We start from the raw sequence: 26,748 nt of genomic DNA, 5'->3' as shown, positions 1-26,748 counted from the left end.
GTAATCGGACACCGAACGTTTCCTCCGTTGAAGCAGAGCAAAGGACGCGAGGTGACCACTGCCCCGCCCTCGCCTCCGCCATGTGATCACCCGGCCCGAGCGCGGCGGGCACGACGAAGGCCCCGCCTCCGGCGATCCGAGGATCGCGGGAGACGGGGCCTGCCGTCGTTCAGCGGGTCACTTACCGCCGGCGAGCTTCTCCCGCAGAGCGGCGAGCGCCTCGTCGGTGGCCAGGGTGCCGGCCGGCTCCTCGTTCTGCCGGCTCGGGGCCGGGCTGGACGAGGAGGTGGTGCCGCCAGTGGCAGCCGGGACAGCGGGGGCCGGGTTGGCAGCGGCCTCGGCGTCGGCGGCGCGAGAGGTCTGCACCTGCTTGGTGTGGGCCTCCCAACGCTGACGGGCCTCGGCGTACTGGTTCTCCCAGGTCTCGCGCTGCTTGTCGTACCCCTCGAGCCACTCGCCCGTCTCCGGGTCGAAGCCCTCCGGGTAGATGTAGTTGCCCTCGGTGTCGTACGTCGCGGCCATGCCGTAGAGGGTCGGGTCGAAGTGCTCCTCGCCCTCGACGAAGCCCTCGTTGGCCTGCTTGAGCGACAGGGAGATCCGGCGACGCTCGAGGTCGATGTCGATGACCTTGACCATGACCTCGGAGCCGACCTGGACGACCTGCTCCGGGATCTCCACGTGACGCTCGGCCAGCTCGGAGATGTGGACCAGGCCCTCGATGCCGTCGTCGACGCGGACGAACGCACCGAACGGAACCAGCTTGGTGACCTTACCCGGCACGATCTGCTGGATCGCGTGGGTGCGGGCGAACTGCCGCCACGGGTCCTCCTGCGTCGCCTTCAGCGACAGGGAGACGCGCTCGCGGTCCAGGTCGACGTCCAGGACCTCGACCTCGACCTCCTGGCCCACCTCGACGACCTCGGACGGGTGGTCGATGTGCTTCCAGGACAGCTCGGAGACGTGCACCAGACCGTCGACGCCGCCGAGGTCCACGAACGCGCCGAAGTTGACGATCGAGGACACGACGCCCTTGCGGACCTGGCCCTTCTGCAGCTTGTTGAGGAACTCGGTGCGCACCTCGGACTGCGTCTGCTCAAGCCAGGCACGGCGGGACAGCACCACGTTGTTGCGGTTCTTGTCCAGCTCGATGATCTTGGCTTCGAGCTCACGCCCGACGTACGGCTGCAGGTCACGCACGCGCCGCATCTCGACCAGGGACGCGGGCAGGAAGCCGCGCAGGCCGATGTCGAGGATGAGACCACCCTTGACGACCTCGATGACAGAGCCGCGGACGACGCCGTCCTCGTCCTTGATCTTCTCGATCGTGCCCCAGGCCCGCTCGTACTGCGCCCGCTTCTTGGAGAGGATCAGACGCCCCTCCTTATCCTCCTTCTGGAGGACCAGGGCCTCGATGTGGTCGCCAACCGTCACAACCTCGGCGGGGTCCACGTCGTGCTTGATCGACAACTCACGAGAGGGGATGACACCCTCGGTCTTGTAGCCGATGTCGAGCAGGACCTCGTCCCGATCGACCTTGACGACGGTGCCTTCGACAATGTCGCCGTCGTTGAAGTACTTGATGGTCTCGTCGATCGCGGCGAGGAAAGCCTCCTCGGAACCGAGATCGTCGTGGGTGACCCGGGTGGCGCTCGAGGGGGCCTCGATGCTGCTCGTCATGTGGGCGGTTGCTCCGGTCGGTGGGTTGTCACAGCAGGCTGGTGTGTCGCAGTGACCTGTTCGCGCCAGCGGATCCGCCGCCGGGCACACCGAACGATCGCCTAGTGAGATCATGATGTGGCTCCGACGACCGCGCACCTGCTCCCTGCCGAGGCAACGCGATCCGCGAGCGCATCGTCTAGCCTACCGTGCGCATTACCACAGCGTGCAAGCCCTCCCGCCTCCTCGCCGCGCGATGACCTGCGAAAGCCGAACAATCGCCCGGAAACGACCCCTCCTGTCTCTTAGGTCACAGCAGCCCCCGCGGCCCCGCCTTGGAGGGCTGGTCACAGGCGGTTTGATCGACTCGGCTTCCTGGAAACCGGGGTATCCCGCCGCCCCGGACACCCCGATTTCAGCGAAGCCGAGTCGATCAAGCCCGGGCGCGTCGCACGGATTCCCGCGGATCGTGGACGCGCCGCCGTACCCAACGGGCTGGGCGGGGCCTAGCGTGAGCGGGTGGATGACGACAGCCGGGTGACCCGGCGCGGCGTGGGCGACGCCGAGGTCAGGCGGGCTAACCGCGGCTGGTGGGACACCGACGCCGACGACTACCAGGCCGAGCACGGCGCGTTCCTCGGTGACGTGGACTTCGTCTGGTGCCCGGAGGGGTTGCGCGAGGCGGACGCCCACCTGCTCGGCGACGTGTCGGGGCGACGGGTGCTCGAGGTGGGCTGCGGCGCCGCCGCGGCCGCCCGCTGGCTCGCCACCCAGGGCGCGCGGCCGGTCGCCTTCGACCTGTCCGCCGGCATGTTGCGGCACGCCGCCAAGGCGGCCGAGGCCACCGGGGTACGCGTCCCGCTGGTGCAGGCCGACGCGCTCGCGCTTCCCTTCGCCGACCGGTCGTTCGACGTGGCCTGCACGGCGTTCGGGGCGATCCCGTTCGTGGACGATTCGGCGGCGCTGCTCGCCGAGGTGCACCGGGTGCTGCGCCCGGGGGGCCGGTGGGTGTTCTCGGTGACCCACCCGATGCGCTGGATCTTCCTGGACGACCCCGGCGAGGGCGGGCTGAAGGCCGTGCACTCGTACTTCGACCGCTCCCCCTACGTCGAGCAGGACGAGAACGGCGTGGCGACCTACGTGGAGCAGCACCGGACCCTCGGTGACCGGATCCGGGAGCTGGTCGGCGCGGGGTTCCGGCTGCTGGACCTGGTGGAGCCGGAGTGGCCGGAGGGACACGAGGGGATCTGGGGGCAGTGGAGCCCGCTGCGCGGACGGCTCTTCCCCGGCACCGCCATCTTCGTCACCGACAAGCCCGCCGACTGACCATGCCGCACGCGTTGTCCGACCTGCGACCCATCGATCGCCGGTAGGCTCGACCTCATGAGCGCCGAGCCCATCCCGACATCACCTGGCCCCTGGTGTCCGGATCCGATCCGGCAGCAGCGTGCCGACTACACGCTGGAGGACCTGCTCACCCTGCCGGACGACGCCCCCCGCGTCGAACTCGTCGACGGAATTATCCAGGTGACACCCTCCCCCACCCTGGGCCATCAAGACATCTCATTCCTCCTGCGTCTGTGGCTTCACACGCACACGCCGGCCCACCTGCGCGTCGCCCAGGCAGTCGGAGTCGCTCTCAGTCGCAACACCAGCCGGCAGCCGGACGTGCTGCTCTGTCGCGCCGAGGTGCCGTCCCACCTGTCCACGTTGCGGCCGGCGGATGTCGTGCTCGCCGTGGAGATCGTTTCGCCCGGCACGCGACGGATCGACCGGTTCGCGAAGCCTGGGGAGTACGCCGCCGCCGGCATCCCCTTCTACTGGCGGATCGAGCAGGATCCGGTACACGTGTACGCGTACCGGATCGGCGACCGGGTGGGCCCGGGCGGTGAGCGGCAGTACGAGCTGGTCGCCGACGGTGCCGACGTGATCGAACTGACCGAGCCGTTCGACATGAAGCTGTCGATCGCCGAGATCAGGCCGTAGTCGTTTCGCCCCGGCGGGGTCGGGTAGCCGGGGGCATGGCCGAACAGAGATTCCACCAGGGCGACCGTGTCTCCTGGTCGGCCCATGGCAACCGCGCGTACGGCGTGGTGCAGGGCACGATCACCGAGCGGACGCGGATTCGCGGGCGGGCGGTGAACGCGGCCCCCGACGACCCGCAGTACCGGGTCCGCAGTGACGGCACGGGCCGCGACGTGGCCCACCGACCCGAGGCGCTGCGTCATGAGCAGAGCTGACGACCAGGGCCGGGACACCTACCGGGAGTTCACCGACGCGGTGAACATGAAGCCCGGTGAGCTGTCGACGTGGCTGGAGACCGACGAGTCGAAGCAGGTCGGCTGGCACAAGGGCGGCCGTACCGGTGGCGGCGAGTCGGTCGGGCACGAGTCCGGCCGGAAGATCATCAACCTGCTCCGCCGCAAGCGCGCCGACCTCTCGGAGGCGGACTACAAGCACATGCGCAAGGTGGTCGGCTATGTCCGCCGGCACATGGCGCAGCGCCCGTCCGGCAACGTGCGCGACACGAAGTGGCGCTGGTCCCTCATGAACTGGGGCCACGACCCGATGAAGTAGCGGCCCCGACCGCTCCGCGGACTCCCGCCACAGGATCCGCACAAGACGCCACCAAGATCCGCACAAGGTGCCGCCAAGATCCGCACGAGGCGCCGCCAAGATCCGCACAACTTCGGCGAAGTTGCTGCCTCAGACCTCCCGGATGCAGCACTTCCCCCGAAGTTGCGCGCATCATCGCGCATGCTCATCTCGTCGGGTGCGGGTGCCGCGAGGGCGGACGGGCAGCAGGCAACCCGACGGGTATGGCTAGAGAGAAGACGGGCAGCGACGGGACCACGCCTACCGGGTCAGGGGTTCCGGGGCAGCCCGACCCGCGCAGGGATCAAGCCTGACCGCCCGGAGCGGGTCGGGTTGCCCCGGAACCCCCATCGGCGACCATCAGTGATCGGCGCTGTTCCAGTCCCGGCCCAGGCCGACCGACACCTCCAGCGGCACCGACAGCGGGTACGCCCCGCCCATCTCGCGCCGTACCAGCGCCTCGAGGGCCTCCCGCTCACCGGGCGCGACCTCGAAGACCAGCTCGTCGTGCACCTGCAACAGCATCCGGGAACGCAGACCGGCGTCGGCGAGGGCGGTGTCGACGTGCAGCATCGCCACCTTGATGATGTCGGCGGCTGACCCCTGGATGGGGGCGTTGAGCGCCATCCGCTCGGCGATGTCACGGCGTTGCCGGTTGTCGCTCACCAGGTCGGGCAGGTAGCGGCGGCGGCCCAGGATGGTCGAGGTGTAGCCGTCCTGGCGGGCCTTGGCGACCACCTGGTGCAGGTAGTCGCGCACGCCGCCGAAGCCCGCGAAGTAGTTCTCCATCAGCCCGCGCGCCTCTTCGGTGCCGATGTTGAGCTGCTGGGACAGGCCGAACGCGCTGAGCCCGTAGGCCAGGCCGTAGTTCATCGCCTTGATCTTGCGTCGCTGGTCCGGCGTGACCTCGTCGACCGGCACCCCGAAGACCGACGAGGCGGTGGCGGCGTGGAAGTCGGCCCCGGAGTTGAACGCCTCGATGAGCGCGTCGTCCGAGGAGAGGTGCGCCATGATCCGCATTTCAATCTGGCTGTAGTCGGCGGTGAGCAGGCACTCGTACCCCGCACCGACCACGAAGGCCCGGCGGATGCGCCGGCCCTCCTCGGTGCGGATCGGGATGTTCTGCAGGTTGGGCTCGGTGGAGGAGAGCCGGCCGGTGGCCGCGACGGTCTGGTTGAAGGTGGTGTGGATCCGAGCGTCGTCGGAGACGGACTTGAGCAGACCGTCCACCGTCGACTTGAGCTTGGCGACGTCGCGGTGGCGCAGCAGGTGGGCCAGCACCGGGTGGGGCTGCTGCGCGTAGAGCCACTGCAGGGCGTCGGCGTCGGTGGTGTAACCCGTCTTGATCTTCTTGGTCTTCGGCAGGCCCAGCTCGGTGAAGAGGATCTCCTGCAACTGCTTGGGCGAGCCGAGGTTGAACTCCCGGCCCACCGCCTCGTACGCGCCCTGGGCGGCGGCCTTCACCTCGGCGGCGAAGTGCGCCTCCAACTCGGACAGGTAGTCGGTGTCGGCGGCGATGCCGGTGCGCTCCATGCCGGCGAGCACCCGCATCAGCGGCAGCTCCACCCCGGCCATCAGCCGCGCGGACTGCTCGCCGTCCCGGGACAACTCGGCGTCGATGGAGTCGGCGAGGTCGAGGGTGGCGCGGGCCTGGAGCATGAGGTTCTGCTCGGCCACCCCCTCGTCGCCCAGCCCGTCGAGGGTGAGCTGGCCGGTCTCGGGCACGTCCACCCGCAGTTCGCGGTGCAGGTAGCGCAGGGCCAGGTCGGTCAGGTCGTAGGACCGTTGGTCGGGGCGGGCCAGGTACGCGGCGATCTGGGTGTCACGGGCGATGCCGGCCAGCTCCCAGCCGTGCGCGGCGCAGGCCAGCACCGCGGGCTTGCTGTCGTGCAGCACCTTGGGCCGCTGCGCGTCGGCCAGCCAGGACGCGAGGGCGCTCTCGTCGGCGGCGTCGAGCCCACTGGGGTCGACCCAGGCGGCCGCACCACCGGCGCTGGCCAGCGCGAGCCCGGTGATGGAGGCGGTGTGCCGGCGGTTGGGGCCGGTGTCGAGCTTGACCGCGAGCCCGACGGGGGTGCCGGTCGGCGCGTGGGCGTCCAGCCAGGCGTTGAGCGCGCCCGACTCGGTGAGCACCTCGCCGGTCAGGTCGAAGCCGGACTCGGCCTCCGGCTCGACGGCCTCCAGGTACTGGTAGAGGCGGTCGCGCAGGATGCGGAACTCCAGCGTGTCGAAGACCTGGTGCACGGCCTCGCGGTCCCAGCCGGCCCAGCGGGCGTCCTCCGGGCGCAGCGGCAGCTCCAGGTCGGAGACCAGGCAGTTGATCTCGTAGTTGCGGATCACGTCGGCGAGCCGCTCCCGCAGGCTGTCGCCGGCCTTGCCCTTGATCTCGTCGGCGCGGGCGATGACGCCCTCCACCCCGCCGTAGGTGGTGATCCACTTGGCGGCGGTCTTCGGCCCGACGCCCGGCACGCCGGGCAGGTTGTCGCTGGTCTCGCCGACCAGGGCCGCGAGGTCGCGGTACCGCTCGGGGCCGACGCCGTACTTCGCCTCGATCGCCGCCGGGTCCATCCGGGCCAGGTCGGAGACGCCCTTGCGCGGGTAGAGAACGGTGACCTGGTCGCCGACGAGCTGGAACGCGTCCCGGTCGCCGGTGCTGATCAGCACCGTCATGCCCTGGTCGCGGGCCTGGCAGGCGAGCGTGGCGATGACGTCGTCGGCCTCGTAGCCCTCCATCTCGACGACCGGGATCTGCAGCGCCGCCAGCACCTCCTTGACGAGGCTGACCTGGCCCTTGAAGTCGGTCGGGGTCTCGCTGCGGCCGGCCTTGTACTCCGCGTACTTATCGGTGCGGAAGGACCGGCGGGAGACGTCGAACGCCACGACGATGTGGGTGGGCTGCTCGTCGCGCAGCACGTTGATCAGCATCGAGGTGAAGCCGTAGACCGCGTTGGTCGGCTGACCCGTCGTGGTGGAGAAGTTCTCGACCGGCAGGGCGAAGAAAGCCCGGTATGCCAGGGAGTGTCCGTCGACGAGGAGCAGGCGCGGCGTCGTAGCTGTCACGGCAGCGACTCTAGTCCGTCGTACCGACAACCCTCGCCGTCGCCTCGCAGACGCGACGAAACGGCCGGCGATCGCCCGCCGGCCGTTTCGTCGTCGGTGCCTCAGGCCACGCCGAGGTACGCCTCCTTGACCGCCGGGTCGTGCAGGAGTTCCTGGCCGGTGCCCTCCTTGACGATCCGGCCGGTCTCCAACACGTACCCCCGGTGGGCCCGCGACAGCGCCTGCTGCGCGTTCTGCTCGACCAGCAGGATCGTCGTGCCCTGCTCGTTGATCCGCGTGATGATCTCGAAGATCTGCTGGATCAGCTTGGGCGCCAGCCCCATCGACGGCTCGTCCAGAAGAAGCAGCTTCGGACGGGTCATCAACGCCCGACCCACCGCCAGCATCTGCTGTTCGCCGCCGGAGAGCGTGCCACCGGCCTGCTTACGGCGCTCGTGCAGCCGCGGGAACAGGTCGAACACCATCGCCAGGTCCTTGGCGATGTCGGCCCGGTCCTTGCGGGTGTAGGCCCCCATCTCCAGGTTCTCCAGCACGGTCATACCGGGGAAGACGCCGCGTCCCTCGGGCGACTGCCCGATCCCCCGGATCACCCGCAGGTCGGCGCGCAGCCGGCTGACATCGGTGCCGTTGAACTTGATGCTGCCGCCGGAGATGGCGTGCAGCCCGGAGATCGCCTTCATCGTCGTGGTCTTACCGGCGCCGTTCGCACCGATCAGCGCCACGATCTCGCCCTGGTCGACGTGCAGGCTGATGCCGTGCAGCGCCTCGATGCGGCCGTAGAGCAGCTTCAGGTTGTCGATCTCAAGCAGCATCCTCGACACCTCCCAGGTACGCAGCGATCACCTTCGGGTCGTCGCGCACCTCGGCCGGCGACCCCTCGGCGATCTTCTGCCCGAACTCCAGCACCACCAACCGGTCCACCACGCCCATGACCAGTCGCATGTCGTGCTCGATCAGCAGGACGGTGACGCCCGAGTCGCGGATCTTGCGGATCAGCTGGAGTAGGGCCACCTTCTCCGCCGGGTTGAACCCGGCGGCCGGCTCGTCCAGGCAGAGCAGCGTGGGATCGGTCGCCAACGCCCGGGCGATCTCCAGTCGACGCTGGTCACCGTACGACAGGTTACGGGCCAGGTCGCCGGAGCGACCCTGGATGCCGACGAAGTCCAGCAGCTCGTGGGCCTTGGCCTTGCCCTGCCGCTCCTCCCGCCAGTGCCGCGGCAACCGCAGCAGGGCGCTCGGCACGCTGGTCTTGTGGTTGGCGTCCGCGCCGACCTGCACGTTCTCCAGCGCCGTCATCTCCGGGAAGAGGCGGATGTTCTGGAAGGTACGCGCGATCCCGAGCTTGGTGATCTGGAACCGCTTACGGCCACTGACCTTCTCGCCCCGGAACCGGATCTGGCCGGTCGTCGGGGTGTAGACGCCCGTCATCGCGTTGAAGCAGGTCGTCTTGCCCGCGCCGTTCGGCCCGATCAGCCCGAGGATCTCCCCCTCGTAGAGGGTGAAGTTGACGTCGTTGAGGGCAACGACGCCACCGAACCGCAGCGTGACGTGGTCGACCTCCAGTAGCGGCTTGCGGCCGTCGACCGGGGTGGCCGGCTCGCTGACGGCCTCGTCCGGCGTCGACGACGTCTCCGCCGGGCTGCCCACCGTCGTCCGCGCGTCGATCGCCATGTCACGCTCGCTGGTGACGTCGCGCTCGCTACCCATCCGTGGCTCACTCAACGACAGCCACCTCCTTCTGCCGGTCCTTGAGCTCGGCGGCACGCCGCCGGTTCGGCCACAGACCCTGCGGGCGGAAGATCATCACGATGATCAGCAGGACCCCGAAGATGAAGTACCGCAACGACGTCGGGCTGACGTCGAAGTCGTTGCCGAAGACGGTGGCCGTCTCCGGCAGACCGAAGACGTCACCCACCGACCGCAGCCACTCCGGAATGTAGATGACCAGGAAGCCGCCGAGGATCGCGCCACCGATGCTGCCGGCGCCACCGAGCAGCACCGCCGCCAACACCAGAATCGAATTCTCCAGGGAGAACGTGGACGAGTTGACGAAGTTGGCCTGACCGGCCCACAACGTGCCGGACAGTCCGCCGACCGCCGCGCCGATCGCGAACGCCCACAGCTTGAACCGGAACGTCGGCACACCCATCAGCTCCGCCGCGTCCTCGTCCTCACGGATCGCCACCCAGGCGCGACCCACCCGGCTGTTGGCCAGGTTGCGGATCAGGAAGACCGCACCGATGATCACGGTGAGCAACAGCCAGTAGTACGGCTTGAACTCGAACTGGAAGATGGCCGTCCCGTCCGGGTACTTGCCCGGCGGGTGGCCCACCTGCGGGATGCCCCGGTCACCGTTCAGGACCCAGTCCTGGTTCTTGGCGACGATCCGGATCATCTCCGCGAAGCCGAGGGTAACGATCGCCAGATAGTCACCCCGCAGCCGCAGCGTCGGAGCGCCGAGCAGCACACCGGACAACAGCGCCAGCGCGATCGCGATGGGCACCGTGACCAACCACGGCCACGGGCTCTCCAGCCAGTTGTACTCGGTGATGAGCTTGCTCTCCGGCGACGTCAACAACGCCACCGTGTACGCGCCGACGGCGAAGAAGCCGAAGAACCCCAGGTCCAACAGACCCGCGTAGCCCACCACGACGTTGAGACCGAGCGACAGCAGCACGATCCACGCGCAGTAGAACAGCACCGCCGCCATGTCGTTGCGTGTGGTGTACAGGGGAATCCACAGACCCGGGATGTTCAGGTACTCGTAGAACCACTTGTTCGGCAGGATGTAGAGGAAGGCGAGGAAGGCCAGCAACCCGGTGATCCGGGCGGACTTCGGCAGCCCGTCGACCCGCCGACCGATGGCACTCGAAGCGGAGTGCCAGCGCTCTCGCAGAGCGGTCATGCCCGCGCCCTCCCCAACGACTCGCCCAGCAGGCCGGTCGGCCGGAACATCAGCAGGACGATCAGCACCACGAACGCGATGAGATCCCGCCACTGCGAGCCGAAGAGCGCCGACCCGTAGTTCTCGACCAGACCCAGCAGGATGCCGCCGATCGCCGCACCCCGCAGGTTGCCGATACCGCCCAGCACCGCGGCGGAGAACGCCTTGAGCCCGAGCAGGAAGCCGATGTTGTAGCGGGTGTTTCCGCTCTTCATGTCACTGAAGACGGCGGCGACACCGGCCATCAGGCCGCCCAGCACGAAGACCAGCGCGATCACTCGGCTCTTGTTGACACCCATCAGCGCGGCCGTGTTGGCGTCCTGCGCCACCGCGCGGATGCCCTTGCCGAACCGGGTCTTGTTAACGAACCAGTCCAGCCCCACCATCATGATGATGGCCACGCTCAGCGTCAGCATCTGCACCGGCGTGACGCTCCAGCCACCGATCTTGAAGAGCGTGTCGGCGGGCAGCAGGGCCGGGGCGCCGATCTGACGCCGCTGGGTCAGCGTTCCCATCAGCTCCATCAGCGCGTACGAGGCGCCGATGGCCGTGATCAGGAAGGCCAGCGGCGGCGCGTTACGGCGTCGCAGCGGCCGATATGCGGTAACCTCGATGAGCAGGGCGACACTGCCGGAGAGCAGCGCCGCCACAATGATCGCCAGAGCGATCAGCAGCAGTGAGCGACCGACCGACGGAGCGCCGCTGTTGCTGTCGAGCCCGAAGGCCGCCCAGGTCCAGATGGCACCGAACGTGCCGATCATGAAGACCTCGGAGTGCGCGAAGTTGATCAGGCGGAGTACGCCGTAAACGAGGGTGTAGCCGAGGGCGATGAGCGCGTAGATCGCACCCTGCACCAACCCGGTTGTGGTCAGTTCCGGGAAGCCCCGGACGAGTTCTGCAAAGTCCACCGATGCTCCGAAGGGTGTTGCGTTGAGCCGATGCGGCCGGGGTTAGGCACCCCGACCGCATCGAAACAACTCTGTTCGTCACGCCCTCAAACCTGTGACCCTGGCGGGATCAGGCCTTCGGGATCTCCACGTCCGGAGCCCACGCGCCGGCCTTCGCCTTGAAGGCCCACACCTTGACCTGGGCCGGGTCCAGCTCGCCGTTCGGCTCCCACTTGTAGGTCACGCCAGAGGCGGAACCGGCCTTGTTGTAGGTGGAGAGGAAGGCCTGGATGTCGGTACGGGTGGTCTTACCGGCCTTGATCGCCTCGAGGTAGATGTTGGCCAGGTCGAACGCCACGTCCGCGTACACGCCCGGGTCGACGTTGTACTTGGCCTTGAAGTCGGTCACGAAGGTGCCCTTGGCGGCGGTCGCCGGACCACACGGGCAGGTCGCGATGGTGCCCTCGACGTCCTTCTGACCAGCCACCGACAGCATGTTGGCGTCGTTGATGCCGTCACCACCGATGAACGTGCCGGTCCAGCCCGCAGCCCGCAGCTGCTTCAGGAACGGCGCCGCCTCCTCGGTGTAACCGCCGTAGAAGAGAACAGCGGCACCGCTGGTCTTGACCTTGGAGATCTGCGCGCCGAACTCCTGCGCGTTGTCGACCACCTTGTCGGTGCCGATGACCACCGAGCCGAGGCCCTTCTTGACCTCGTCGGCCAGACCCGCGCCGTACGCCGACTGGTCGTCGATGACGAACGCCTTGTCGGCCTTCAGCACGTTCTTGATGTAGCTGGCGACGGCCGGGCCCTGGGAGAAGTCGTTGCCGACGCCCCGGTGGAAGACCTTCCAGCCCTTCTCGGAGAGGCTCGGCCGGGTGGCCGACGGGCTGATGCTGGGAAGGGTCGCGGTGTCGAAGATCGGCAGCGCGACCTCGCTCTCACCGGAGAACGCCGGACCCACCATGCCGACGATCTTCGAGTCGGCGACCGCGCTGGTCGCCAGACCACCGGCGAGGTCGGCCTTGCCCTGCGAGTCGAACGCCTGAACGCTGACCTTGCAGTCCGCGTTCGCCGCGTTGTACTTCTCCACGGCCAGGTCGGCACCCTGCTTCATCGGGGTGACCAGGCCGGCGTCGGCGCCCGAGAGGGCACCGAAGAAACCGATCTTGAGGTCGCACGCCTTGCTGGCGGAACCACCCGACGTGCCCTCGTCCTTCTTACATGCGCTGGCGCCGCCGGCAACAAGCGCCACGATGGCGACGCTGCCGAGGACGCGCACGAAGTTTTGCCTCAAGGCTGGAACCCTCCTCCGTCCAGAAGCCCGCTGACGCCTGGCAGAACGCCAAAGCCACAACGGACCGGACCGTTCACCCGGTCTGGGGCGGGACGTTATCCCACAACCACTACTCCCCGTAAGGTGTCGTAGGCGGCATTGACTCAACCGTTACCAGAGGCGGAGAACCTCGCGTTTAGATGTCACATCGGCGCCTGTCGTCAACTCGTCAAACGGGCCCAGAAGGCGCGAACCACACCCGTGCCGCCACCCCGTCGTCGACGGTGACCACCATCCGACCGTCCGCTGCCGCGATCGCCGCCGACGTGTCCCCACCAGCGGAAACGTGACCTGGCAGGGTCACCGGCACCCACGACTGGGCATCTCCGGCGGACCGCCAGAGCCGATGCCCGTCGCTCGCCACCGTCATCGCCAGCACCACGCCAGCGTCGCCGGCAACCGCCTCGACCCCCGCCACCGCGCCCGCGCCCGTCGCCCCGAAATCCGCGACGGCCCGCCATTCTTCGGCGCCGACCGTCGCCCCAGGCGACCATTTCCAGGCGTGGAATGCGCTCCCCCGCACCCCCAGCGCGTACACCACGGGCCCCACCCGGACGAGACGCTGCACGACCTCGTCCGCACCCGTCGCCGGCAACGCCGTCCGCGTCCACGCCCGGCCGTCGGCCGACGACCAGACGTACGGATCACGATCGGCCCGACCCGCCGGCCGACCCCCGCCCGCGACCAACCAACCATCGGGCATCGCCACCACATCCGTGGCGATCGTCGTCAATCCCGCGTCACTGGCCAACCCCGGAGCGTCGTCCACCAGCGCGAAGCCCGTCGCGTCCGCGGAACGCCACACCGCCGCCCCACCCGTGCGGGCGCCCGCGATCAGCCACCCACCAGCGCCACCCGCGATACGGCTCGCGCTGACCGCCTCCGGCCCGCCGTACAACTCGAACTCCGCCGGCACCTCGGACAGACCACCGTCGGCATCCGGCCGCCACGTCCGCACCCGCGGATTGCCGTGCGCGCCACCCGAGCGCGCCCCGATGACGGCGATCCGACCCTCGTGACAGCCAACCGCGTACAGGATCGCGCGCTCGCCGTAGTAGCTGATCGGTCGCAACGGCAGCGAGGTCCACACGCGACCGTCCACACTCCGCCAGGCGGCCGGCCGGGTTCCACCATCGGGCGCACCCACCGCGCCCACGACGTACCACCGACCCGCGCAGGCGGTCACATCACGCGCGATCAGCCGACCCGGCGCACCCGGGGGCACCGGCAGATCCGCCATCTCCCACCGTGGACGCACCGGTTCGGGAAGCCGCCCGTCGTCGGCGGCCCGGCAGCCGGCGAGCAGCGTGACGACAACCCCGACCACCGCGACCGCACGCCGGACCGACACGCGACTGATGCTATCGATCCGATCACCCGCTGCCGAGGATCGACCGGCGCTCAGACGGACGGTTGCTGCGCCACCTCGCCGCCGGCGGTCTCCGCGAGGATCCGCTCGGCGACCTCCTTCATGGTCATCCGGTGGTCCATCGCCGTGCGCTGGATCCACTTGAACGCCTGCGGCTCGGTCATCCCGTACGTCGTCATCAGCGCGCCCTTGGCGCGCTCCACCGTCTTGCGGATCTCCAGGCGGTCGGTCAGGCTCGCGACCTCGGCCTCCAGGGCCGCGACCTCCGAATACCGCGACAACGCGATCTCCACCGCCGGGACCAGGTCACTCTTCTGGAAAGGCTTCACGAGGTACGCCATCGCGCCCGCCGCCCGCGCCCGCTCCACCAGATCCCGCTGGCTGAACGCGGTGAGGATGATCACCGGAGCGATCCGCGCGCCCGCGATGCGCTCGGCGGCGGCCAGCCCGTCCATGATCGGCATCTTGATGTCGAGGATGACGAGGTCGGGCTTCAGCTCCTCGGCGAGGCGTACGGCGGTCTCACCGTCGCCGGCCTCCCCCACCACCTCGTAGCCCTCTTCGACCAGCATCTCGGCGAGGTCCAGCCGGATCAGCGCCTCGTCCTCGGCGATCAGCACGCGCCTGCGCTCGGCATCCGTCGGCGTCTCAGCCACCAGCCCTACCCCCACCAGTTCGAACCCGACACCCGCCCAGCCGGGTGTCACCGCCCTCAGCGTAGTGGGTATCCTGTCAGGGCCGAATCAGGGAAGCGTCCCCGTATTCCAACTGGCAGAGAAACGGAGCTCAAACCTCCGACAGTGTGGGTTCGAATCCCACCGGGGGCACCAAATTGTCGTACGGCTGTTCCAAAGTCCAGTTGTGCACCCACCCGAGTTACGCCTACGAGCACGGCAGCAACACCTGGCCGGCAGCACGGTGGCCGAGGTCGCTCGAAGCCTCAGTCTCCCGTATCCGACAGTCCGCGGTTGGTGCAAAGGGGCGGCACAGAGCCAGCACGGCACGGCGCTGCGCTGCTTCCGCTGCCGGCCCGACGTCGACATTCAGACAGATCCCACCGCGTACCTCTACCTGCTCGGCCTCTACCTGGGCGATGGACACCTGGTCACGTCCGCTCGGGTTCCTGTACTTCGAATCTCCTGTAGCGACACCTGGCCGGGTCTGATCGAGGCCTGCGACACCGCTATGCGGCACGTGCTGGCCGCGAAGGTGCAGCGCGTTCAGCAGGCCGGCTGCGTCAGCGTGCAGAGCTACGGCATGCACTGGCCGTGCCTGTTTCCGCAGCACGGTCCCGGCAAGAAGCACGAGCGACCGATCGTCCTGGCCGACTGGCAACGGTCGCTCGTCGAGAGCCACCCGGGCGACTTCGCGCGCGGGCTGTTCCACTCCGACGGCTGCCGCGTCGCCAACCGGGTGACGGTGCGGGGCAGGGAGTACGTCTACCCGCGCTACATGTTCGTCAACGAGTCGGCCGACATCATGGGGCTCTGCCAGTGGAGTCTGGACCTGCTCGGCATCGCCTGGCGGATGAACCGGCGCAACTGCCTGTCGGTGGCGCGGCGCGACGCCGTCGTCGCGCTGGATCGACACGTCGGCCCGAAGTCCTGACCACGGTCAGGCGCGGGCCATGGCCGGCGCGCCGATGAAGTCCATGATCGCCTTGTTGACCTCGTCGGCGTGGGTCCACGGGATGCCGTGCGGGGCGCCCTTGAGGGTGACGAGCCTGCCGTCGGGCAGCATCGGGGCGAGCCGTTGGCCGGTCAGCGGATAGGGCAGCACGGCGTCCTGGTCGCCCTGGACGATGAGGATCGGCACGGTGATCCGGGGCACGTCGGGGCGGAAGTCGGTGGTGATGGCGTCGATGCACTGGTACGAGGCGCGGGCGGAGGCGAGTCGGCCGATGGCCCAGTGCGCCCTGAACGCTTCCTCGCTGACCTGCTTGCCCTTGGTCTGCTCGTAGTTGAAGAAGCTGGTGCAGAAGGCGGTGAGGTAGGCGAACCGGTCGGCCGCGATGGCCTGCTTGAAGCCGTCGAAGACGCTGCCGTCGACGCCGTCGGGGTTGTCCGCGGTCTTGCGCAGGAACGGCGCGAGAGGGGAGAGCAGGATTCCCCGGCTGACCCGGTCGGAGCCGTACCTGCTGAGGTAGCGGGTCACCTCGCCGGTGCCCATGGAGTGGCCGGCGAGGATGGTGTCGCGCAGGTCCAGCTCGGTCATGAGGGTGTCGAGGTCGGCCGCGAAGGTGTCGTAGTCGTACCCGGTGTCCGGTTGGCTGGAGGCCCCGAATCCGCGACGGTCGTAGGTGATGACCCGGTAGCCGGCCTTGAGCAGGGGGTTGGCGAGCTTCTCCATGGTCGCGCCGTTGAAGGGGAAGCCGTGGATGAGCACGACGGGTTGGCCGGAGCCGTGGTCCTCGTAGTAGATGTCGATGGCGGTGTTGTTTTCGGTGCCCACGGTGATGAACGGCATGTTCGTCCCCCTCGAGTCGGTTCGGCGTTGTCGGCCGGCGTGGCTTTCCCCGGGCCTTGACGGTCATGCCGATCGTGGGAGCCTGTGGCGGGACCGATGACAGGGGTGGATCTGATGCGGGTGGTCATCTTCGGTGCGACCGGCATGGTCGGTCAGGGCGTGTTGCGGGAGTGCCTGCTCGCCGAGGACGTGCGGGAGGTGCTCACCATCGGTCGCCGGCCGACCGGTCAGCGGGATCCGAAGCTGCGGGAGTCGACCGTCGCCGACGTCGGTGACCTGGAGTCGGTACGGGCGGAGCTGACCGGCGTCGACGCCTGCTTCTACTGCCTCGGCGTGTCGTCGCTGGGTCTGGACGAGGCGGCGTACACCCGGGTCAGCTACGACTACCCGCTCGCCGCCGCCCGACTGTTGGCCGAGGTGAGCCCGCGGGTCACGTTCGTCTACGTCTCCGGCGTCGGCACCGACCCGACCGGGCAGGGTCGGGTGATGTGGGCGCGGGTGAAGGGCCGCACCGAGAACGCGGTCATGGATCTGCTGCCCAACGGGTACGCGGCGCGGCCGGGGTTCATCCAGCCGACGTACGGGGCGGTGTCGCGGACGCGGGCCTACCGGATCGGGTACGCGGTGACCCGTCCGCTGTTCCCGGTGTTGCGGCGGCTGCTGCCGAACCACGTGACGACCACCGACGGGATCGGCCGGGCGATGGTGCGGGTGGCCCGGGAGGGCTCGCCGACCCGGGTGTTGGGCAACCGCGAGCTGCGCTGATCAGACGATCGCGTCGAGGGCCTGGGCGAGGTCGGCGCGCAGGTCCTCGGGGTCTTCGAGGCCGACGGAGAGGCGCAGCAGCGCGCCGGTGGGCTTCGCGTCACCCTCGACGGGGCGGTGGGTGAGTGACGCGGGGTGCTGGATGAGGGTGTCGACGCCGCCGAGGGACACGGCGTGGGTGATGAGCCGGCAGGAGGCGGCGACGGTGGCGGCGGCGGTGGCGGCGGCGGGCGCGCCGCCGCGTACCTCGAAGGCGAGGAGGCTGCCGGGTCCGGACATCTGCCGGCCGACGAGCGCCGCCGGGTCGTACACCGAGGGGTGGTGCACCCGCTGTACGGCGGGGTGGTCGGCGAGCCAGCCGGCGAGCTTCTCGGCGCTGGCCTGTTGGGCGCGGACCCGCAGCGGAAGTGTCTGTAGGCCACGGTGCAGGAGGTAGCCGCCGAGGGGGTGCAGGATCGCGCCGGTGACGGCGCGGACCTGGCGCAGGCGCACCGCCCAGGCCTCGTCGCAGGCGACGACGCCGGCGAGGACGTCGCCGTGCCCGCCGATGCTCTTGGTGGCGCTGTGCAGGACGAGGGCGGCGCCGTGGCGGGCGGGTTGTTGCAGGACGGGGGTGGCGACGGTGTTGTCGACGAGCAGGGGCACGTCGCCGGCCGTGGCGGCGAGGGCGGCGATGTCGACGAGGTCGAGGGTGGGGTTGGCCGGTGTCTCGATGACGACCAGCGCGGTGTCGGGGCGGATGGCGGTGGCGACCTCGTCGGGGTGCGCCCAGGTGACGGTGGTGCCGAGCAGACCGGTGGCGAGGACGTGGTCGGTGCCGCCGTAGAGGGGGCGGACGGCGACGATGTGGCGGTGGCCGTGGCGGGTGGCGGCGAGCAGGGTGGCGGTGAGGGCGGCCATGCCGCTGGCGAAGGCGACGGCCTGTTCGGTGCCTTCGAGGGTGGCGAGGGCGGTTTCGAAGCGGGCGACGGTGGGGTTCCAGAGCCGTTGGTAGACGGCGCTGGCGTCGGCGGGCAGGGTGCCGCCGGTCGCGAGGTGTTCGTAGGCGTTGCCGCCGTCGTCGACCGACGGCAGTGGGTTGGTGGTGGAGAGGTCGATCGGTGGTACGTGCACGCCGAGCGTGCGCAGGTCGTCGCGGCCGGCGTGTACGGCTCGGGTGTCCACCGTCGTCATGCGGGTAGGGTCGAACATCTGCCAGCGTGGGGGCAACAGTTTGGTGGATGATTCTGTTCAGGGCCCTGGTTTTGGCCGGTGGTTCGGAGGACGATGCTCGGATGCCCTCTGAGTCGAACGATGTGCGGCCGTATCCGGCCCTGGACGAGGTGGACCGCGCGATCCTCGCCGAGTTGGTGGCGGACGGCCGGTTGCCGAACAACGCGCTCGCCGAGCGGGTGGGGGTGGCGCCGTCGACGTGTCTGACGCGTACCCGGGCGTTGCGCGAGCGTGGGGCGATCCGGGGTTTCCACGCGGAGGTGGATCCGGCGGCGTTGGGCCTGCCGTTGCAGGCGCTGGTGTCGGTGCGGTTGACGGCGCACGAGCGGGCGGCGGTGGACGCGTTCCGGGCGCGGTCGGTACGGCTGCCCGGGGTGGTGTCGGTGTTCCATGTGGCGGGCGCGGAGGACTACGTGCTGCACGTGCGGGCGGCGTCGGGTGACGCGTTGCGGGACTTCGTGCTGGACCATCTGGCGGTCGATCCGGTGGTGCAGCACACGCAGACCAGCCTGATCTTCGAGCAGGCACGTGGGGTGGGCTGAGCGGCCGTCGGAATGAACGGGCAGGCCGGGGAGTTGGCACTGCGTGTGATCACCGTACCGTTGTCTGTTCTTGATCTTGCCCCGGTTGCCAAGGGCGCCACCGCCGGCGCGGCGTTGCAGGCCACCACCGAGCTGGCCCGACGCACCGAGGAGCTGGGCTATCACCGCTTCTGGGTGGCCGAGCACCACAACATGCCGGCGATCGCCAGCTCCGCGCCGGCGGTCCTGCTGGCGCACCTGGCGGCGAACACGTCGACCATCCGGCTGGGTTCCGGTGGGGTGATGCTGCCGAACCACGCGCCGCTGGTGGTGGCCGAGCAGTTCGGCACCCTGGAGGCGCTGCACCCGGGCCGGATCGACCTGGGCATCGGCCGGGCCCCGGGCACCGACCAGGTGACCGCGCTGGCGTTGCGGCGCACCATGGAGGGCCTGTCGGCGGAGGGTTTCCCGCGTGAGCTGGCCGACCTGATGAACTATTTCAGCGGCGAGCAGCCGGGGCAGATCATCGCCACCCCGGGTCGCGGTGAGCAGCCGGCCGTGTGGCTGCTGGGGTCGAGCGGCTTCAGCGCCCAACTGGCCGGCCTGTTGGGTCTGCCGTTCTCGTTCGCGCACCACTTCAGCTCGGCGAACACCCTGCCGGCGCTGGCGCTGTACCGGCAGAACTTCCGGCCGTCGCAGTGGCTGGACAAGCCGTACGCGATGGTGGCCGTCAACGCGGTCTGCGCCGACACCGACGAGCGGGCCGAGTGGCTGGCCGGGCCGAGCGCGCTGTCGTTCCTGAAGCTGCGCTCCGGTCGGCCGGAACCGTTGTCGACGCCGGACGAGGCGGCGGCGTACCCGTACACCGAGATGGAGCGGGAGTTCGTGCTGCAACGGCGCGACGGTCAGGCGATGGGCTCACCGGAGACGGTGCGGCGGCAGCTCACCGAGTTGCAGGAGCGCACCGGCGCGGACGAGCTGATGCTCACCACGCTGGTGTACGACGTGGCCGACCGGGTGCGGTCGTACGAGTTGATCGCCGAGAAGGTGGCCGGGGGCCTGCGCCGGGACGCGTGAAACACGATCTTCACGTCAGCGTCACTCCCGCGACCCGGACGGTGCCTAATGTTGGTTCCGGTGGTGGTACGGCATTCCCGGTCGGGACGGGTCGGGGATGCCGCGGTGTGGAGCACCGGGCTGCAGCTGTGCGGATTCCGCGGCTGCGGCCCGGTGCCTGCCACCTTAGGCGAACTGGATCAGTACCGCCAGATCAGCGTAGGTAGATGTTCGGGGTGGGTGGGCCCGCCATCTGATCGCCGATGAAGAACCCCGGGTGCGGCGGCTGGTTGTAGGCGGTGTTCTGCCACGCGATCGCCACCCGGTACTGCGGGTCGTGCATCAGGGTGTAGATCCGGGTGCTGGTCGGAGTGGGTGTGCTGTAGATGCGCAACGCCCGACTGTCGGTGGTCCGCCAGATCACCTCCTCGCGCCAGTCGCCCAGGATGTCACCGGAGAGCGACGGCGTGGACTTGGTGCCGTTGTTGGACGCGACCCCGCTGCCGTCGAGCAGTCGGGTCTCGCCGCCGGTGCCGTACTTGTCGATCCTCGTGGCGTCCAGCAACTCCCGGACGGGGTCACCGTCCCACCAGGCGAGGAAGTTCGTCGACGACGGCTTGCGCCCGACGTTCTGCCCTCGGGTGTTGGCGAGGCCGGAGACCGCCGCGGACCAGGACTCCGCGCCGGGGCTGCCGGCCCAGATGTCCGCCGAGACGCCCCGGCCGTTGTCGCCCGAGGCCGGCGTGGACCACAGGATCTGACCGGTACGGGCGTCCGCGAACCACGAGCTGGGCTTGCTGGCGTCCTCGTCGACCTTGAACACCTCCAGGCCGGCGCGGCCCGGGTCGAGATCCCCGACGTGCATCGCGTCGCCGTGCCCGTTGCCCGTCGAGTAGAGCAGCCGACCGTTGTCGTCGATGGTGGCGGCGCCGTAGACGATCTCCTGGCGGCCGTCGCCGTCGACGTCGGCCACGGAGAGCTGGTGGTTGCCCTGGCCGGCCGCCGCGCCGTTGCCGGAGGAGTTCGAGTCGAACGTCCAGCGCTTGGTCAGCGCGCCGTTGCGGAAGTCCCAGGCCGCGATCACCGCGCGGGTGTAGTAGCCCCTCGCCATGATCAGTGACGGGCGCTGGCCGTCCAGGTACGCGGTGCCGGCGAGGAACCGGTCCACCCGGTTGCCGTACGAGTCACCCCAGGACGACACGGTGCCGCGCGGCGGGTCGTAGTTGACGGTGGACGCGATCGCGCCGGTCTGGCCGTTGAACATGGTCAGGTACTCGGGGCCGGACAGCACGTAACCGCTGGAGTTGCGGTAGTCCGCCGACGACGAGCCGATGAGCTGGCCGGTGCCGGAGCGGGCGCCGTCGGCGGTCTTCATGGCCACCTCGGCGCGGCCGTCGCCGTCGTAGTCGTACACCTGGAACTGGGTGTAGTGCGCGCCGGCCCGGATGTTGCGACCGAGGTCGATGCGCCACAGCCGCGTGCCGGTCAGGGTGTACGCGTCGACGTAGACGTTGCCGGTGTAGCCGGACTGGGAGTTGTCCTTGGCGTTCGACGGGTCCCACTTGAGGACGATCTCGTAGCTGCCGTCACCGTTGAGGTCGCCGACGGAGGCGTCGTTGGCGCTGTAGGTGTAGCTCTCCCCGCTGGGTGTGGTGCCGCCCGCCGGCACCTGGAGGGGCACGTCCAGGTAGCCGTTGGCGAACTGCAGGGCCGGCGCGGACGCCGCCTGCTCGGCGCCGCCCACCACGGCCCGCACGGTGTACGTCGAGCCGGCCGCCGCGCCGCTGTCGAGGTAGTTGGTGGCGCCGGTGATGGGGTTGGCGTTGACCCTGGTCGAGCCGCGGTAGAGGTTGAACGACACGCCGGAGGTCTCGGTGCCGAGCAGACGCCAGGAGACCAGGTTGCCGTTGCCGGAGCGGACGCTGACCAGCCCCCGGTCCAGGTTCTCCAACTGTTTCGCCCCGGCCGGCGGGGTGGTCGGTGGCGGCGTCGTGGGCGGCGGGGTGGTCGGCGGCGGGGTGGTGGGTGGTGGGGTGGTCGGGGCCGGCGTGGTCGGGTCGCCGGTGGGGGGCGCTCCGGTGCAGGTGACGCCGTTGAGCGTGAAGCTGGCCGGTGCCGGGTTACTGCTCGTCCAGGAGGCGTTGAACCCGAACGAGGCGGTGCCGTTGGTGGCGAGCGCGCCGTTGTAGTCGACGTTGCGCGCGCTCACCTGCGCGCCGGACTGGCTGACGGTGGCGTTCCACGCCTGGGAGACCTCCTGGCCGGCGGCGTAGGACCAGGCGAGGGTCCAGCCGTTGACCGGGTCGCCGAGGTTGGTGATGGTGACGTTGGCGCCGAAGCCGCCCTGCCACTGGTTGGTGACCTGGTAGTCGACGCGACAGCCGACGGCGGCGGCCGAGGCGACGACCGTGCCGACGGTGCCGGCCACGACGACTGCCGCCGTCGAGGCGGCAAGCAGGGTCAGCCGTTGTCTTGACGGGTGCATGAACTGCCTCCGGGGGATCCGGTGGTGACCGCTCTTGGCCCACCTGCCCTGCCCGGGAAGCACGGTGGACGCTCCGCCGCGGCGGCGACGGAACGGCGATCTGGTCGGGGTGTTGACGCCCTGGAACTCGGATCCGGCTCAGCCGCATCGTAGGGCAAGCGCTTTCCGGTCCGCAATATCGACGACCGTCACCCCGTACGGCTCTTGACCCTGCCCCACACCGCCTGATCGACTCGACCGGATGAGCGCCCCGCACATGGATCCGGACGAGTTCCGCCGCGCCGGCCACGCCGTTGTCGACTGGATCGCCGACTACTGGACGACGCTGCACCAGCGACCGGTCACCTCCGCCGACCCACCGGGCACGGTGGCCGAGGCCCTACCGGGTTCGCCGCCCACCACGGGCGGCGAACCGGTCGAGGCGCTCCTCGCCGACCTGGACACCATCGTCCTGCCGGGGCTGACGCACTGGCAGCACCCCGGCTTCTTCGGCTACTTCCCGGCGAACACCTCCGGTCCGAGCCTGCTCGGTGACCTGGTCAGCTCCGGGCTCGGGGTGCAGGGCATGATGTGGGCGACGAGCCCGGCCTGCACCGAACTCGAGACGGTCATGATGGACTGGCTGGCCGAGCTGCTCGACCTGCCGCCGCGCTTCTGCTCGACCGGGCCCGGTGGCGGCGTCATCCAGGACTCGGCGTCCTCGGCGACACTGGTGGCCACCCTCGCCGCGCTGCACCGCGCCAGCGGGGGTCGTTGGCGCGCGACCGGCATCGACCGGCGCTACCGCGCGTACACGTCGGTGCACGGGCACTCCTCGATCGAGAAGGCCGCGCGGATCGCCGGACTGGGCGCGGACGGGGTCCGGGCGCTCGAGGTGGACCCGGACACCCAGGCGCTGCGCCCGGACGCGCTGCGCGCGGCGATCGAGGCGGATCTGGCCGTCGGGGACGTACCCGCCATCGTGGTCGCGACCATCGGCACGACCTCCACCACCGCCATCGATCCGGTGGCGGAGATCGGCGCGATCTGCGCCGAGTACGGCATCTGGCTGCACGTCGACGCGGCGTACGCGGGCTCCGCCGCCGTCTGCCCCGAGCTGCGCTGGTCGCACACCGGTCTGGAGTACGCCGATTCGTACTGTTTCGACCCGCACAAGTGGCTGCTCACCGGCTTCGACTGCGACGCGTTCTGGGTCGCCGACCGCGGCGAACTGGTCGAGGCGCTGACCGTGCTCCCCGAGTACATGCGCAACGCCGCCTCGGAGTCGGGAGCGGTGCTCGACTACCGGGACTGGCAGGTCCCGCTGGGTCGTCGGTTCCGGGCGCTGAAGCTGTGGTTCGTGCTGCGCTGGTACGGCGTCGAGGGGCTGCGGGCGCACATCCGCTCGGGCGTGGCCCTGGCCGCCCGGTTCGCCGATCACCTCCGCGCCGACGACCGGTTCGAGCTGGCCGCGGCGCACCCGTTCTCGCTGGTCTGCTTCCGACTGCGGGCCGACGACGACGCGAACGCCGAACTGCTCGCCTCGGTCAACGCCACCGGCCGGGCGCACCTGACCCACACCCGGGTGGCCGGCCGGTACATCCTGCGGCTGGCCGTCGGCTCACCGCAGACCACCGAAGCGCACATCGACGAGACGTGGACGCTGCTCGCCGAGGCGGCGGACAAACTGCTGGCCCGCTGACGGCCCGGGCGCTACCGCCGGCCCGATCGCCACCGATCGACGGGCCGTCGGCGGGTCTGATGACGGGCGGCAGCACCGCACCTCGTCCCTGCGGGGGCGGGGACTTGAATGAGCGTGATGCCGGTGAGTCATCTTGATGACTCGCAGGCATCACGCTCACCGGGGAAGACACCCCGCCGCGAAGGTGAGCTGTTCAGCGGCTGCACGCTACGCGCCGGTCAGCGCGCTCCCGGCGTTCCCGCCACGCTGAGATCGGCCGGTGCGCTGCCGTCGGCAGCGCCGGGGGTGACGGAGGCCGACTCAGGAAGCACCGGCAATCCAGCGGCGGGTGCCGTGGCGGCGGCGGCCGCGACGGTCGCGTGGGCTCGACGGGTGCGGCGCAGGGCGCGTACGGCGAAGACCAGCGCGGTCAGCCAACCGGCGGCCAGCAGGACGTAGAGGGTGGGGCGGAGCGGGCCGCCCAGCTCGGCCGATCGGATCAGGGTGCGGGCGTTGGTCAGCACGATGACGCCACCGACCGCCGCGCCCAGCAGTTGGGCGGGCACGATACGCACCAGCCAGGCGGCCAGCGGGGCGGCGATGAGCCCGCCGATCAGCAGGGCGACGACGGTGGGGAGGAGGAACCCCTCCGTTCCCAGCCCGATCAGGAAGCCGACGCTGGCGGCGCCGGCCACCACGAACTCGGCGGTGTCGACCGAGCCGATCACCTTGCGGGGCTCCAGGCGACCGGAGACCAGCAGCGCGGGGGTGGCGACCGGACCCCACCCGCCGCCGCCGGTCGCGTCGACGAAGCCGGCGACCAGGCCCAGGGGGCCGAGGAAGCGTCCGCGTAGCCGTCCGCCGACCCGACCGGTACGCAGTGGTCGGGAGAAGCGCACCAGCAGGTACGCGCCCAGGGTGAAGAGGATGGCGGCCATCCACGGCGCGGCCGACTCGGTGGAGATCGAGCTGAGCAGCGTGGCCCCGGCGAACGCGCCGATCGCGCCGGGCAGGGCGATGCGGGTGACCACCCGCCAGTCGACGTTGCCGAACCGCCAGTGCGCGACCCCGGCCGCGAGCGTGGTGCCGATCTCGGCCAGGTGCACCGACGCCGAGGCGGCGGCGGGTGCGACCCCGACGACCAGCAGCAGGGTGGACGAGGTCAACCCGTACGCCATGCCGAGCGAACCATCGATCAACTGCGCGACGAGCCCGACCAGAGCGAGGACCAGTAGCTTGCGCACGAGCGCCCCCTGACTTTTCGGTATCTCCTATCGACTTGGTCGACAATGCGGTACGGCGGAGCCGGGGTCAAGTGTCTGATCGGTGGATGGGACGCCAACAGGTCGGCGTCGACGAGTCAGCCCCGGGGAGGCGTCAGATCCAGGCGCGCGGGTCGGCGGCCAGCTCGGTGACCCGCGCGGGCAGCGCCCCCGCGGCCACGTCGGCGACGCTGACCAGCTCCAGGATCTCGCGCTCGCTGGCGCGCAGCGCGATCCAGACTTCCTGGAGGGCACGGGCCGGACCGTGGTAGCCGAGCTGTTCGGGGCGCTGCCCCCGCACGTGTGCGAGCGGCCCGTCGATCACCCGGATCACCTCAGCGAGAGAGATCTCCTCAGCCGGGCGGGCCAGCCAGTAGCCACCCTCCGGACCGCGCTGGGCGTGCACGATGCCACCCCGGCGCAGCTGCAACAGGATGCTCTCCAGGAACTTCGGCGGGATCTCCTGCGCGCGGGCGATCTGGTCGGCGGTGACCGGCCGGCCCCGCCCGGGGCCGCTGGCCGTCGCGGCCAGCTCGGCGGCCGCACGGAGGGCGTAGTCGACCCGGGCGGAGAGACGCATGCCGGCAAGGTTAGCCCGCAGGTCATCCGCCGGTACCGGCGGCCCTCAACCGATCGGCCACGCATCGACCGACAACCAATTACGCCGCGCACCGTGATCCATTAACCGGTGGGGCCCGAAAGGCCGATTCCGAACGTCCCTATGCTGGGCGGGCAGTACGCCTGTCCGGCTGGTTGGTGGAGTTCGGGCCGGACGTTGATTAACCCCGGGGGAAGGCAACACGATGACCGATGTCGCCACACGCACCTGGGATGGCATGACCATCCCGATTGCCGGCACCTACCGCCTCGATCAGGCGCACAAGCGGATCGGTTTTCTGTCCCGTCACATGATGGTGAGCCCCGTGCGCGGCGAGTTCGCCGAGGCGACCGCGGAGATCACGGTCGGGGAGGATCCGCTGCGCTCCGGGGTGACCGCCACGATCGCGTCGGCGAGCATCTCCACCGGAAGCGCCGACCGGGACACCCACCTGAAAAGTGCCGACTTCCTCGACGTGGAGCGTTATCCCACTCTCGAATATCGAAGCACGGGCATCACGTGGCAGAACAACGACGACCCGATTTTCTACTGGGCGCGCCTACGCAACCACCGGCTCGGCGGACGAGGCAGAAGTCACAATCCTCCGCCGCAGTCCGAGCCCAATCGTTTCGTGCTCGCCGGTGAGTTGACGGTCAAGGGAATCACCCGCGCGGTGAACCTACAGGTGAATTTCGGCGGCGCGCGGCGTGATCCGTACGGGCAGAACATCTTCGGATTCAGCGCCACCGCCGAGATCAACCGTGAGGACTACGGCCTGCTCTGGAACGTCGCCCTGGAGAGCGGCGGCGTCCTCGTCGGCAAGACCGTGCAGATCGAGATCGCCGGTGAGGCCATCCACCAGGCGTGACCGGTCGG

24 protein-coding genes and 1 tRNA gene are annotated in these 26,748 nt (G+C 69.8%); 11 read left to right on the top strand and 14 right to left on the bottom strand.

Annotated elements, in window-relative coordinates:
• Positions 1 to 177: 177 nt before the first annotated feature.
• The gene (gene rpsA, locus ACIA3K_RS05155; protein ID WP_357127222.1) at positions 178 to 1,677 is read right to left on the bottom strand and encodes a 30S ribosomal protein S1; all 1,500 of its coding nucleotides are present in this window, start codon (positions 1,675 to 1,677) and stop codon (positions 178 to 180) included.
• A 498-nt stretch (positions 1,678 to 2,175) separates the two neighbouring features.
• Between rpsA and ACIA3K_RS05150 the strand changes: the two genes are divergently transcribed.
• From ACIA3K_RS05150 to ACIA3K_RS05135, 4 genes are read left to right on the top strand one after another with little or no spacing between them, the layout of a single operon-like run.
• Positions 2,176 to 2,982: a class I SAM-dependent methyltransferase gene (locus ACIA3K_RS05150; RefSeq protein WP_396799275.1), complete on the top strand. Its 807-nt coding sequence runs from the start codon at positions 2,176 to 2,178 to the stop codon at positions 2,980 to 2,982.
• A 57-nt stretch (positions 2,983 to 3,039) separates the two neighbouring features.
• Entirely contained in the window at positions 3,040 to 3,642 is a 603-nt protein-coding gene (locus ACIA3K_RS05145) for a Uma2 family endonuclease (RefSeq protein ID WP_396799274.1), read from the top strand.
• A gap of 35 nt (positions 3,643 to 3,677) precedes the next feature.
• Entirely contained in the window at positions 3,678 to 3,896 is a 219-nt protein-coding gene (locus ACIA3K_RS05140) for a DUF2945 domain-containing protein (RefSeq protein WP_396799273.1), read from the top strand.
• Positions 3,883 to 4,233, top strand: coding sequence for a DUF3140 domain-containing protein (locus tag ACIA3K_RS05135; RefSeq protein ID WP_355049553.1), 351 nt, complete (start codon positions 3,883 to 3,885; stop codon positions 4,231 to 4,233). The genes ACIA3K_RS05140 and ACIA3K_RS05135 overlap by 14 nt, the downstream gene beginning before the upstream one ends.
• A gap of 378 nt (positions 4,234 to 4,611) precedes the next feature.
• On the opposite strand, the gene polA is transcribed toward ACIA3K_RS05135, so the two are convergent.
• From polA to ACIA3K_RS05095, 8 genes are all read right to left on the bottom strand, one after another.
• Positions 4,612 to 7,311, bottom strand: a complete 2,700-nt coding sequence (gene polA / locus ACIA3K_RS05130; RefSeq protein WP_396799272.1) for a DNA polymerase I — start codon at positions 7,309 to 7,311, stop codon at positions 4,612 to 4,614.
• 101 nt (positions 7,312 to 7,412) lie between these two features.
• On the bottom strand, positions 7,413 to 8,123 hold the full coding sequence (locus ACIA3K_RS05125; protein ID WP_396799271.1) for an ABC transporter ATP-binding protein: 711 nt from the start codon (positions 8,121 to 8,123) through the stop codon (positions 7,413 to 7,415).
• Positions 8,113 to 8,982: an ABC transporter ATP-binding protein gene (locus ACIA3K_RS05120; protein WP_396799370.1), complete on the bottom strand. Its 870-nt coding sequence runs from the start codon at positions 8,980 to 8,982 to the stop codon at positions 8,113 to 8,115. Before ACIA3K_RS05120 ends, ACIA3K_RS05125 begins: the two co-directional genes overlap by 11 nt.
• A 43-nt stretch (positions 8,983 to 9,025) precedes the next feature.
• Entirely contained in the window at positions 9,026 to 10,216 is a 1,191-nt protein-coding gene (locus tag ACIA3K_RS05115; protein ID WP_357127198.1) for a branched-chain amino acid ABC transporter permease, read from the bottom strand.
• Complete coding sequence (locus ACIA3K_RS05110) at positions 10,213 to 11,163, bottom strand: branched-chain amino acid ABC transporter permease (RefSeq protein ID WP_396799270.1); 951 nt, start codon at positions 11,161 to 11,163, stop codon at positions 10,213 to 10,215. Before ACIA3K_RS05110 ends, ACIA3K_RS05115 begins: the two co-directional genes overlap by 4 nt.
• Positions 11,164 to 11,272: 109 nt before the next feature.
• Entirely contained in the window at positions 11,273 to 12,439 is a 1,167-nt protein-coding gene (locus tag ACIA3K_RS05105; protein ID WP_396799269.1) for a branched-chain amino acid ABC transporter substrate-binding protein, read from the bottom strand.
• 208 nt (positions 12,440 to 12,647) lie between these two features.
• Positions 12,648 to 13,829: a hypothetical protein gene (locus tag ACIA3K_RS05100; protein WP_396799268.1), complete on the bottom strand. Its 1,182-nt coding sequence runs from the start codon at positions 13,827 to 13,829 to the stop codon at positions 12,648 to 12,650.
• A 50-nt stretch (positions 13,830 to 13,879) separates the two neighbouring features.
• Positions 13,880 to 14,503, bottom strand: a complete 624-nt coding sequence (locus ACIA3K_RS05095) for a response regulator (RefSeq protein WP_355049623.1) — start codon at positions 14,501 to 14,503, stop codon at positions 13,880 to 13,882.
• Between the two features lie 97 nt (positions 14,504 to 14,600).
• On the opposite strand from ACIA3K_RS05095, the gene ACIA3K_RS05090 reads away from it, so the two are divergent.
• Positions 14,601 to 14,677 (top strand) — tRNA-Leu (locus ACIA3K_RS05090).
• 31 nt (positions 14,678 to 14,708) lie between these two features.
• Positions 14,709 to 15,455, top strand: a complete 747-nt coding sequence (locus tag ACIA3K_RS05085; protein WP_396799267.1) for a transcriptional regulator — start codon at positions 14,709 to 14,711, stop codon at positions 15,453 to 15,455.
• A 6-nt stretch (positions 15,456 to 15,461) separates the two neighbouring features.
• On the opposite strand, the gene ACIA3K_RS05080 is transcribed toward ACIA3K_RS05085, so the two are convergent.
• Positions 15,462 to 16,313, bottom strand: a complete 852-nt coding sequence (locus ACIA3K_RS05080; RefSeq protein WP_396799266.1) for an alpha/beta fold hydrolase — start codon at positions 16,311 to 16,313, stop codon at positions 15,462 to 15,464.
• 96 nt (positions 16,314 to 16,409) lie between these two features.
• Between ACIA3K_RS05080 and ACIA3K_RS05075 the strand changes: the two genes are divergently transcribed.
• Positions 16,410 to 17,078 carry an NAD-dependent epimerase/dehydratase family protein gene (locus ACIA3K_RS05075; RefSeq protein WP_396799265.1) on the top strand — a complete coding sequence of 223 codons (669 nt, stop codon included), beginning with the start codon at positions 16,410 to 16,412 and terminating at the stop codon, positions 17,076 to 17,078.
• Here ACIA3K_RS05075 and ACIA3K_RS05070 read toward each other — a convergent pair whose 3' ends face one another.
• Positions 17,079 to 18,269: a trans-sulfuration enzyme family protein gene (locus ACIA3K_RS05070; protein ID WP_396799264.1), complete on the bottom strand. Its 1,191-nt coding sequence runs from the start codon at positions 18,267 to 18,269 to the stop codon at positions 17,079 to 17,081.
• An 83-nt stretch (positions 18,270 to 18,352) separates the two neighbouring features.
• Between ACIA3K_RS05070 and ACIA3K_RS05065 the strand changes: the two genes are divergently transcribed.
• Both ACIA3K_RS05065 and ACIA3K_RS05060 read left to right on the top strand, forming a co-directional pair.
• The gene (locus ACIA3K_RS05065; protein ID WP_355049541.1) at positions 18,353 to 18,832 is read left to right on the top strand and encodes an Lrp/AsnC family transcriptional regulator; all 480 of its coding nucleotides are present in this window, start codon (positions 18,353 to 18,355) and stop codon (positions 18,830 to 18,832) included.
• Positions 18,833 to 18,865: 33 nt separating this feature from the next.
• A complete protein-coding gene (locus ACIA3K_RS05060) occupies positions 18,866 to 19,888 on the top strand; it encodes an LLM class flavin-dependent oxidoreductase (RefSeq protein WP_396799263.1) in 1,023 nt (340 codons plus the stop codon).
• 193 nt (positions 19,889 to 20,081) lie between these two features.
• On the opposite strand, the gene ACIA3K_RS05055 is transcribed toward ACIA3K_RS05060, so the two are convergent.
• A complete protein-coding gene (locus ACIA3K_RS05055) occupies positions 20,082 to 22,352 on the bottom strand; it encodes a cellulose binding domain-containing protein (RefSeq protein ID WP_396799262.1) in 2,271 nt (756 codons plus the stop codon).
• 241 nt (positions 22,353 to 22,593) lie between these two features.
• On the opposite strand from ACIA3K_RS05055, the gene ACIA3K_RS05050 reads away from it, so the two are divergent.
• Entirely contained in the window at positions 22,594 to 24,033 is a 1,440-nt protein-coding gene (locus ACIA3K_RS05050; protein ID WP_396799261.1) for a pyridoxal-dependent decarboxylase, read from the top strand.
• A 218-nt stretch (positions 24,034 to 24,251) separates the two neighbouring features.
• On the opposite strand, the gene ACIA3K_RS05045 is transcribed toward ACIA3K_RS05050, so the two are convergent.
• Together ACIA3K_RS05045 and ACIA3K_RS05040 are read right to left on the bottom strand one after the other, a co-directional pair.
• A complete protein-coding gene (locus tag ACIA3K_RS05045) occupies positions 24,252 to 25,256 on the bottom strand; it encodes a sulfite exporter TauE/SafE family protein (protein WP_396799260.1) in 1,005 nt (334 codons plus the stop codon).
• A gap of 133 nt (positions 25,257 to 25,389) precedes the next feature.
• Positions 25,390 to 25,854 (bottom strand): Rrf2 family transcriptional regulator, encoded by a 465-nt coding sequence (locus tag ACIA3K_RS05040; protein ID WP_030334362.1) that lies wholly within the window; start codon positions 25,852 to 25,854, stop codon positions 25,390 to 25,392.
• Between the two features lie 256 nt (positions 25,855 to 26,110).
• Here ACIA3K_RS05040 and ACIA3K_RS05035 point away from each other — a divergent pair, with 256 nt between their 5' ends.
• The gene (locus ACIA3K_RS05035; protein ID WP_396799259.1) at positions 26,111 to 26,740 is read left to right on the top strand and encodes a YceI family protein; all 630 of its coding nucleotides are present in this window, start codon (positions 26,111 to 26,113) and stop codon (positions 26,738 to 26,740) included.
• Positions 26,741 to 26,748 lie beyond the last annotated feature (8 nt).

It is taken from the genome of Micromonospora sp. NPDC051543, assembly GCF_044454415.1.
GTDB lineage: Bacteria > Actinomycetota > Actinomycetes > Mycobacteriales > Micromonosporaceae > Micromonospora.
The sequence above is the reverse complement of the archived record's forward strand: the minus strand, read 5'-3'. Positions and strand labels throughout refer to the sequence as shown.

Coding starts and splice junctions, on each gene's coding strand:
- rpsA (WP_357127222.1), bottom strand. CDS start 1,677: ATGACGAGCAGCATCGAGGCCCCCTCGAGCGCCACCCGGGTCACCCAC.
- ACIA3K_RS05145 (WP_396799274.1), top strand. CDS start 3,040: ATGAGCGCCGAGCCCATCCCGACATCACCTGGCCCCTGGTGTCCGGAT.
- ACIA3K_RS05140 (WP_396799273.1), top strand. CDS start 3,678: ATGGCCGAACAGAGATTCCACCAGGGCGACCGTGTCTCCTGGTCGGCC.
- ACIA3K_RS05135 (WP_355049553.1), top strand. CDS start 3,883: ATGAGCAGAGCTGACGACCAGGGCCGGGACACCTACCGGGAGTTCACC.
- ACIA3K_RS05125 (WP_396799271.1), bottom strand. CDS start 8,123: ATGCTGCTTGAGATCGACAACCTGAAGCTGCTCTACGGCCGCATCGAG.
- ACIA3K_RS05120 (WP_396799370.1), bottom strand. CDS start 8,982: ATGGCGATCGACGCGCGGACGACGGTGGGCAGCCCGGCGGAGACGTCG.
- ACIA3K_RS05115 (WP_357127198.1), bottom strand. CDS start 10,216: ATGACCGCTCTGCGAGAGCGCTGGCACTCCGCTTCGAGTGCCATCGGT.
- ACIA3K_RS05080 (WP_396799266.1), bottom strand. CDS start 16,313: ATGCCGTTCATCACCGTGGGCACCGAAAACAACACCGCCATCGACATC.
- ACIA3K_RS05075 (WP_396799265.1), top strand. CDS start 16,410: ATGACAGGGGTGGATCTGATGCGGGTGGTCATCTTCGGTGCGACCGGC.
- ACIA3K_RS05070 (WP_396799264.1), bottom strand. CDS start 18,269: ATGTTCGACCCTACCCGCATGACGACGGTGGACACCCGAGCCGTACAC.
- ACIA3K_RS05065 (WP_355049541.1), top strand. CDS start 18,353: ATGCCCTCTGAGTCGAACGATGTGCGGCCGTATCCGGCCCTGGACGAG.
- ACIA3K_RS05055 (WP_396799262.1), bottom strand. CDS start 22,352: ATGCACCCGTCAAGACAACGGCTGACCCTGCTTGCCGCCTCGACGGCG.
- ACIA3K_RS05050 (WP_396799261.1), top strand. CDS start 22,594: ATGAGCGCCCCGCACATGGATCCGGACGAGTTCCGCCGCGCCGGCCAC.
- ACIA3K_RS05040 (WP_030334362.1), bottom strand. CDS start 25,854: ATGCGTCTCTCCGCCCGGGTCGACTACGCCCTCCGTGCGGCCGCCGAG.
- ACIA3K_RS05035 (WP_396799259.1), top strand. CDS start 26,111: ATGACCATCCCGATTGCCGGCACCTACCGCCTCGATCAGGCGCACAAG.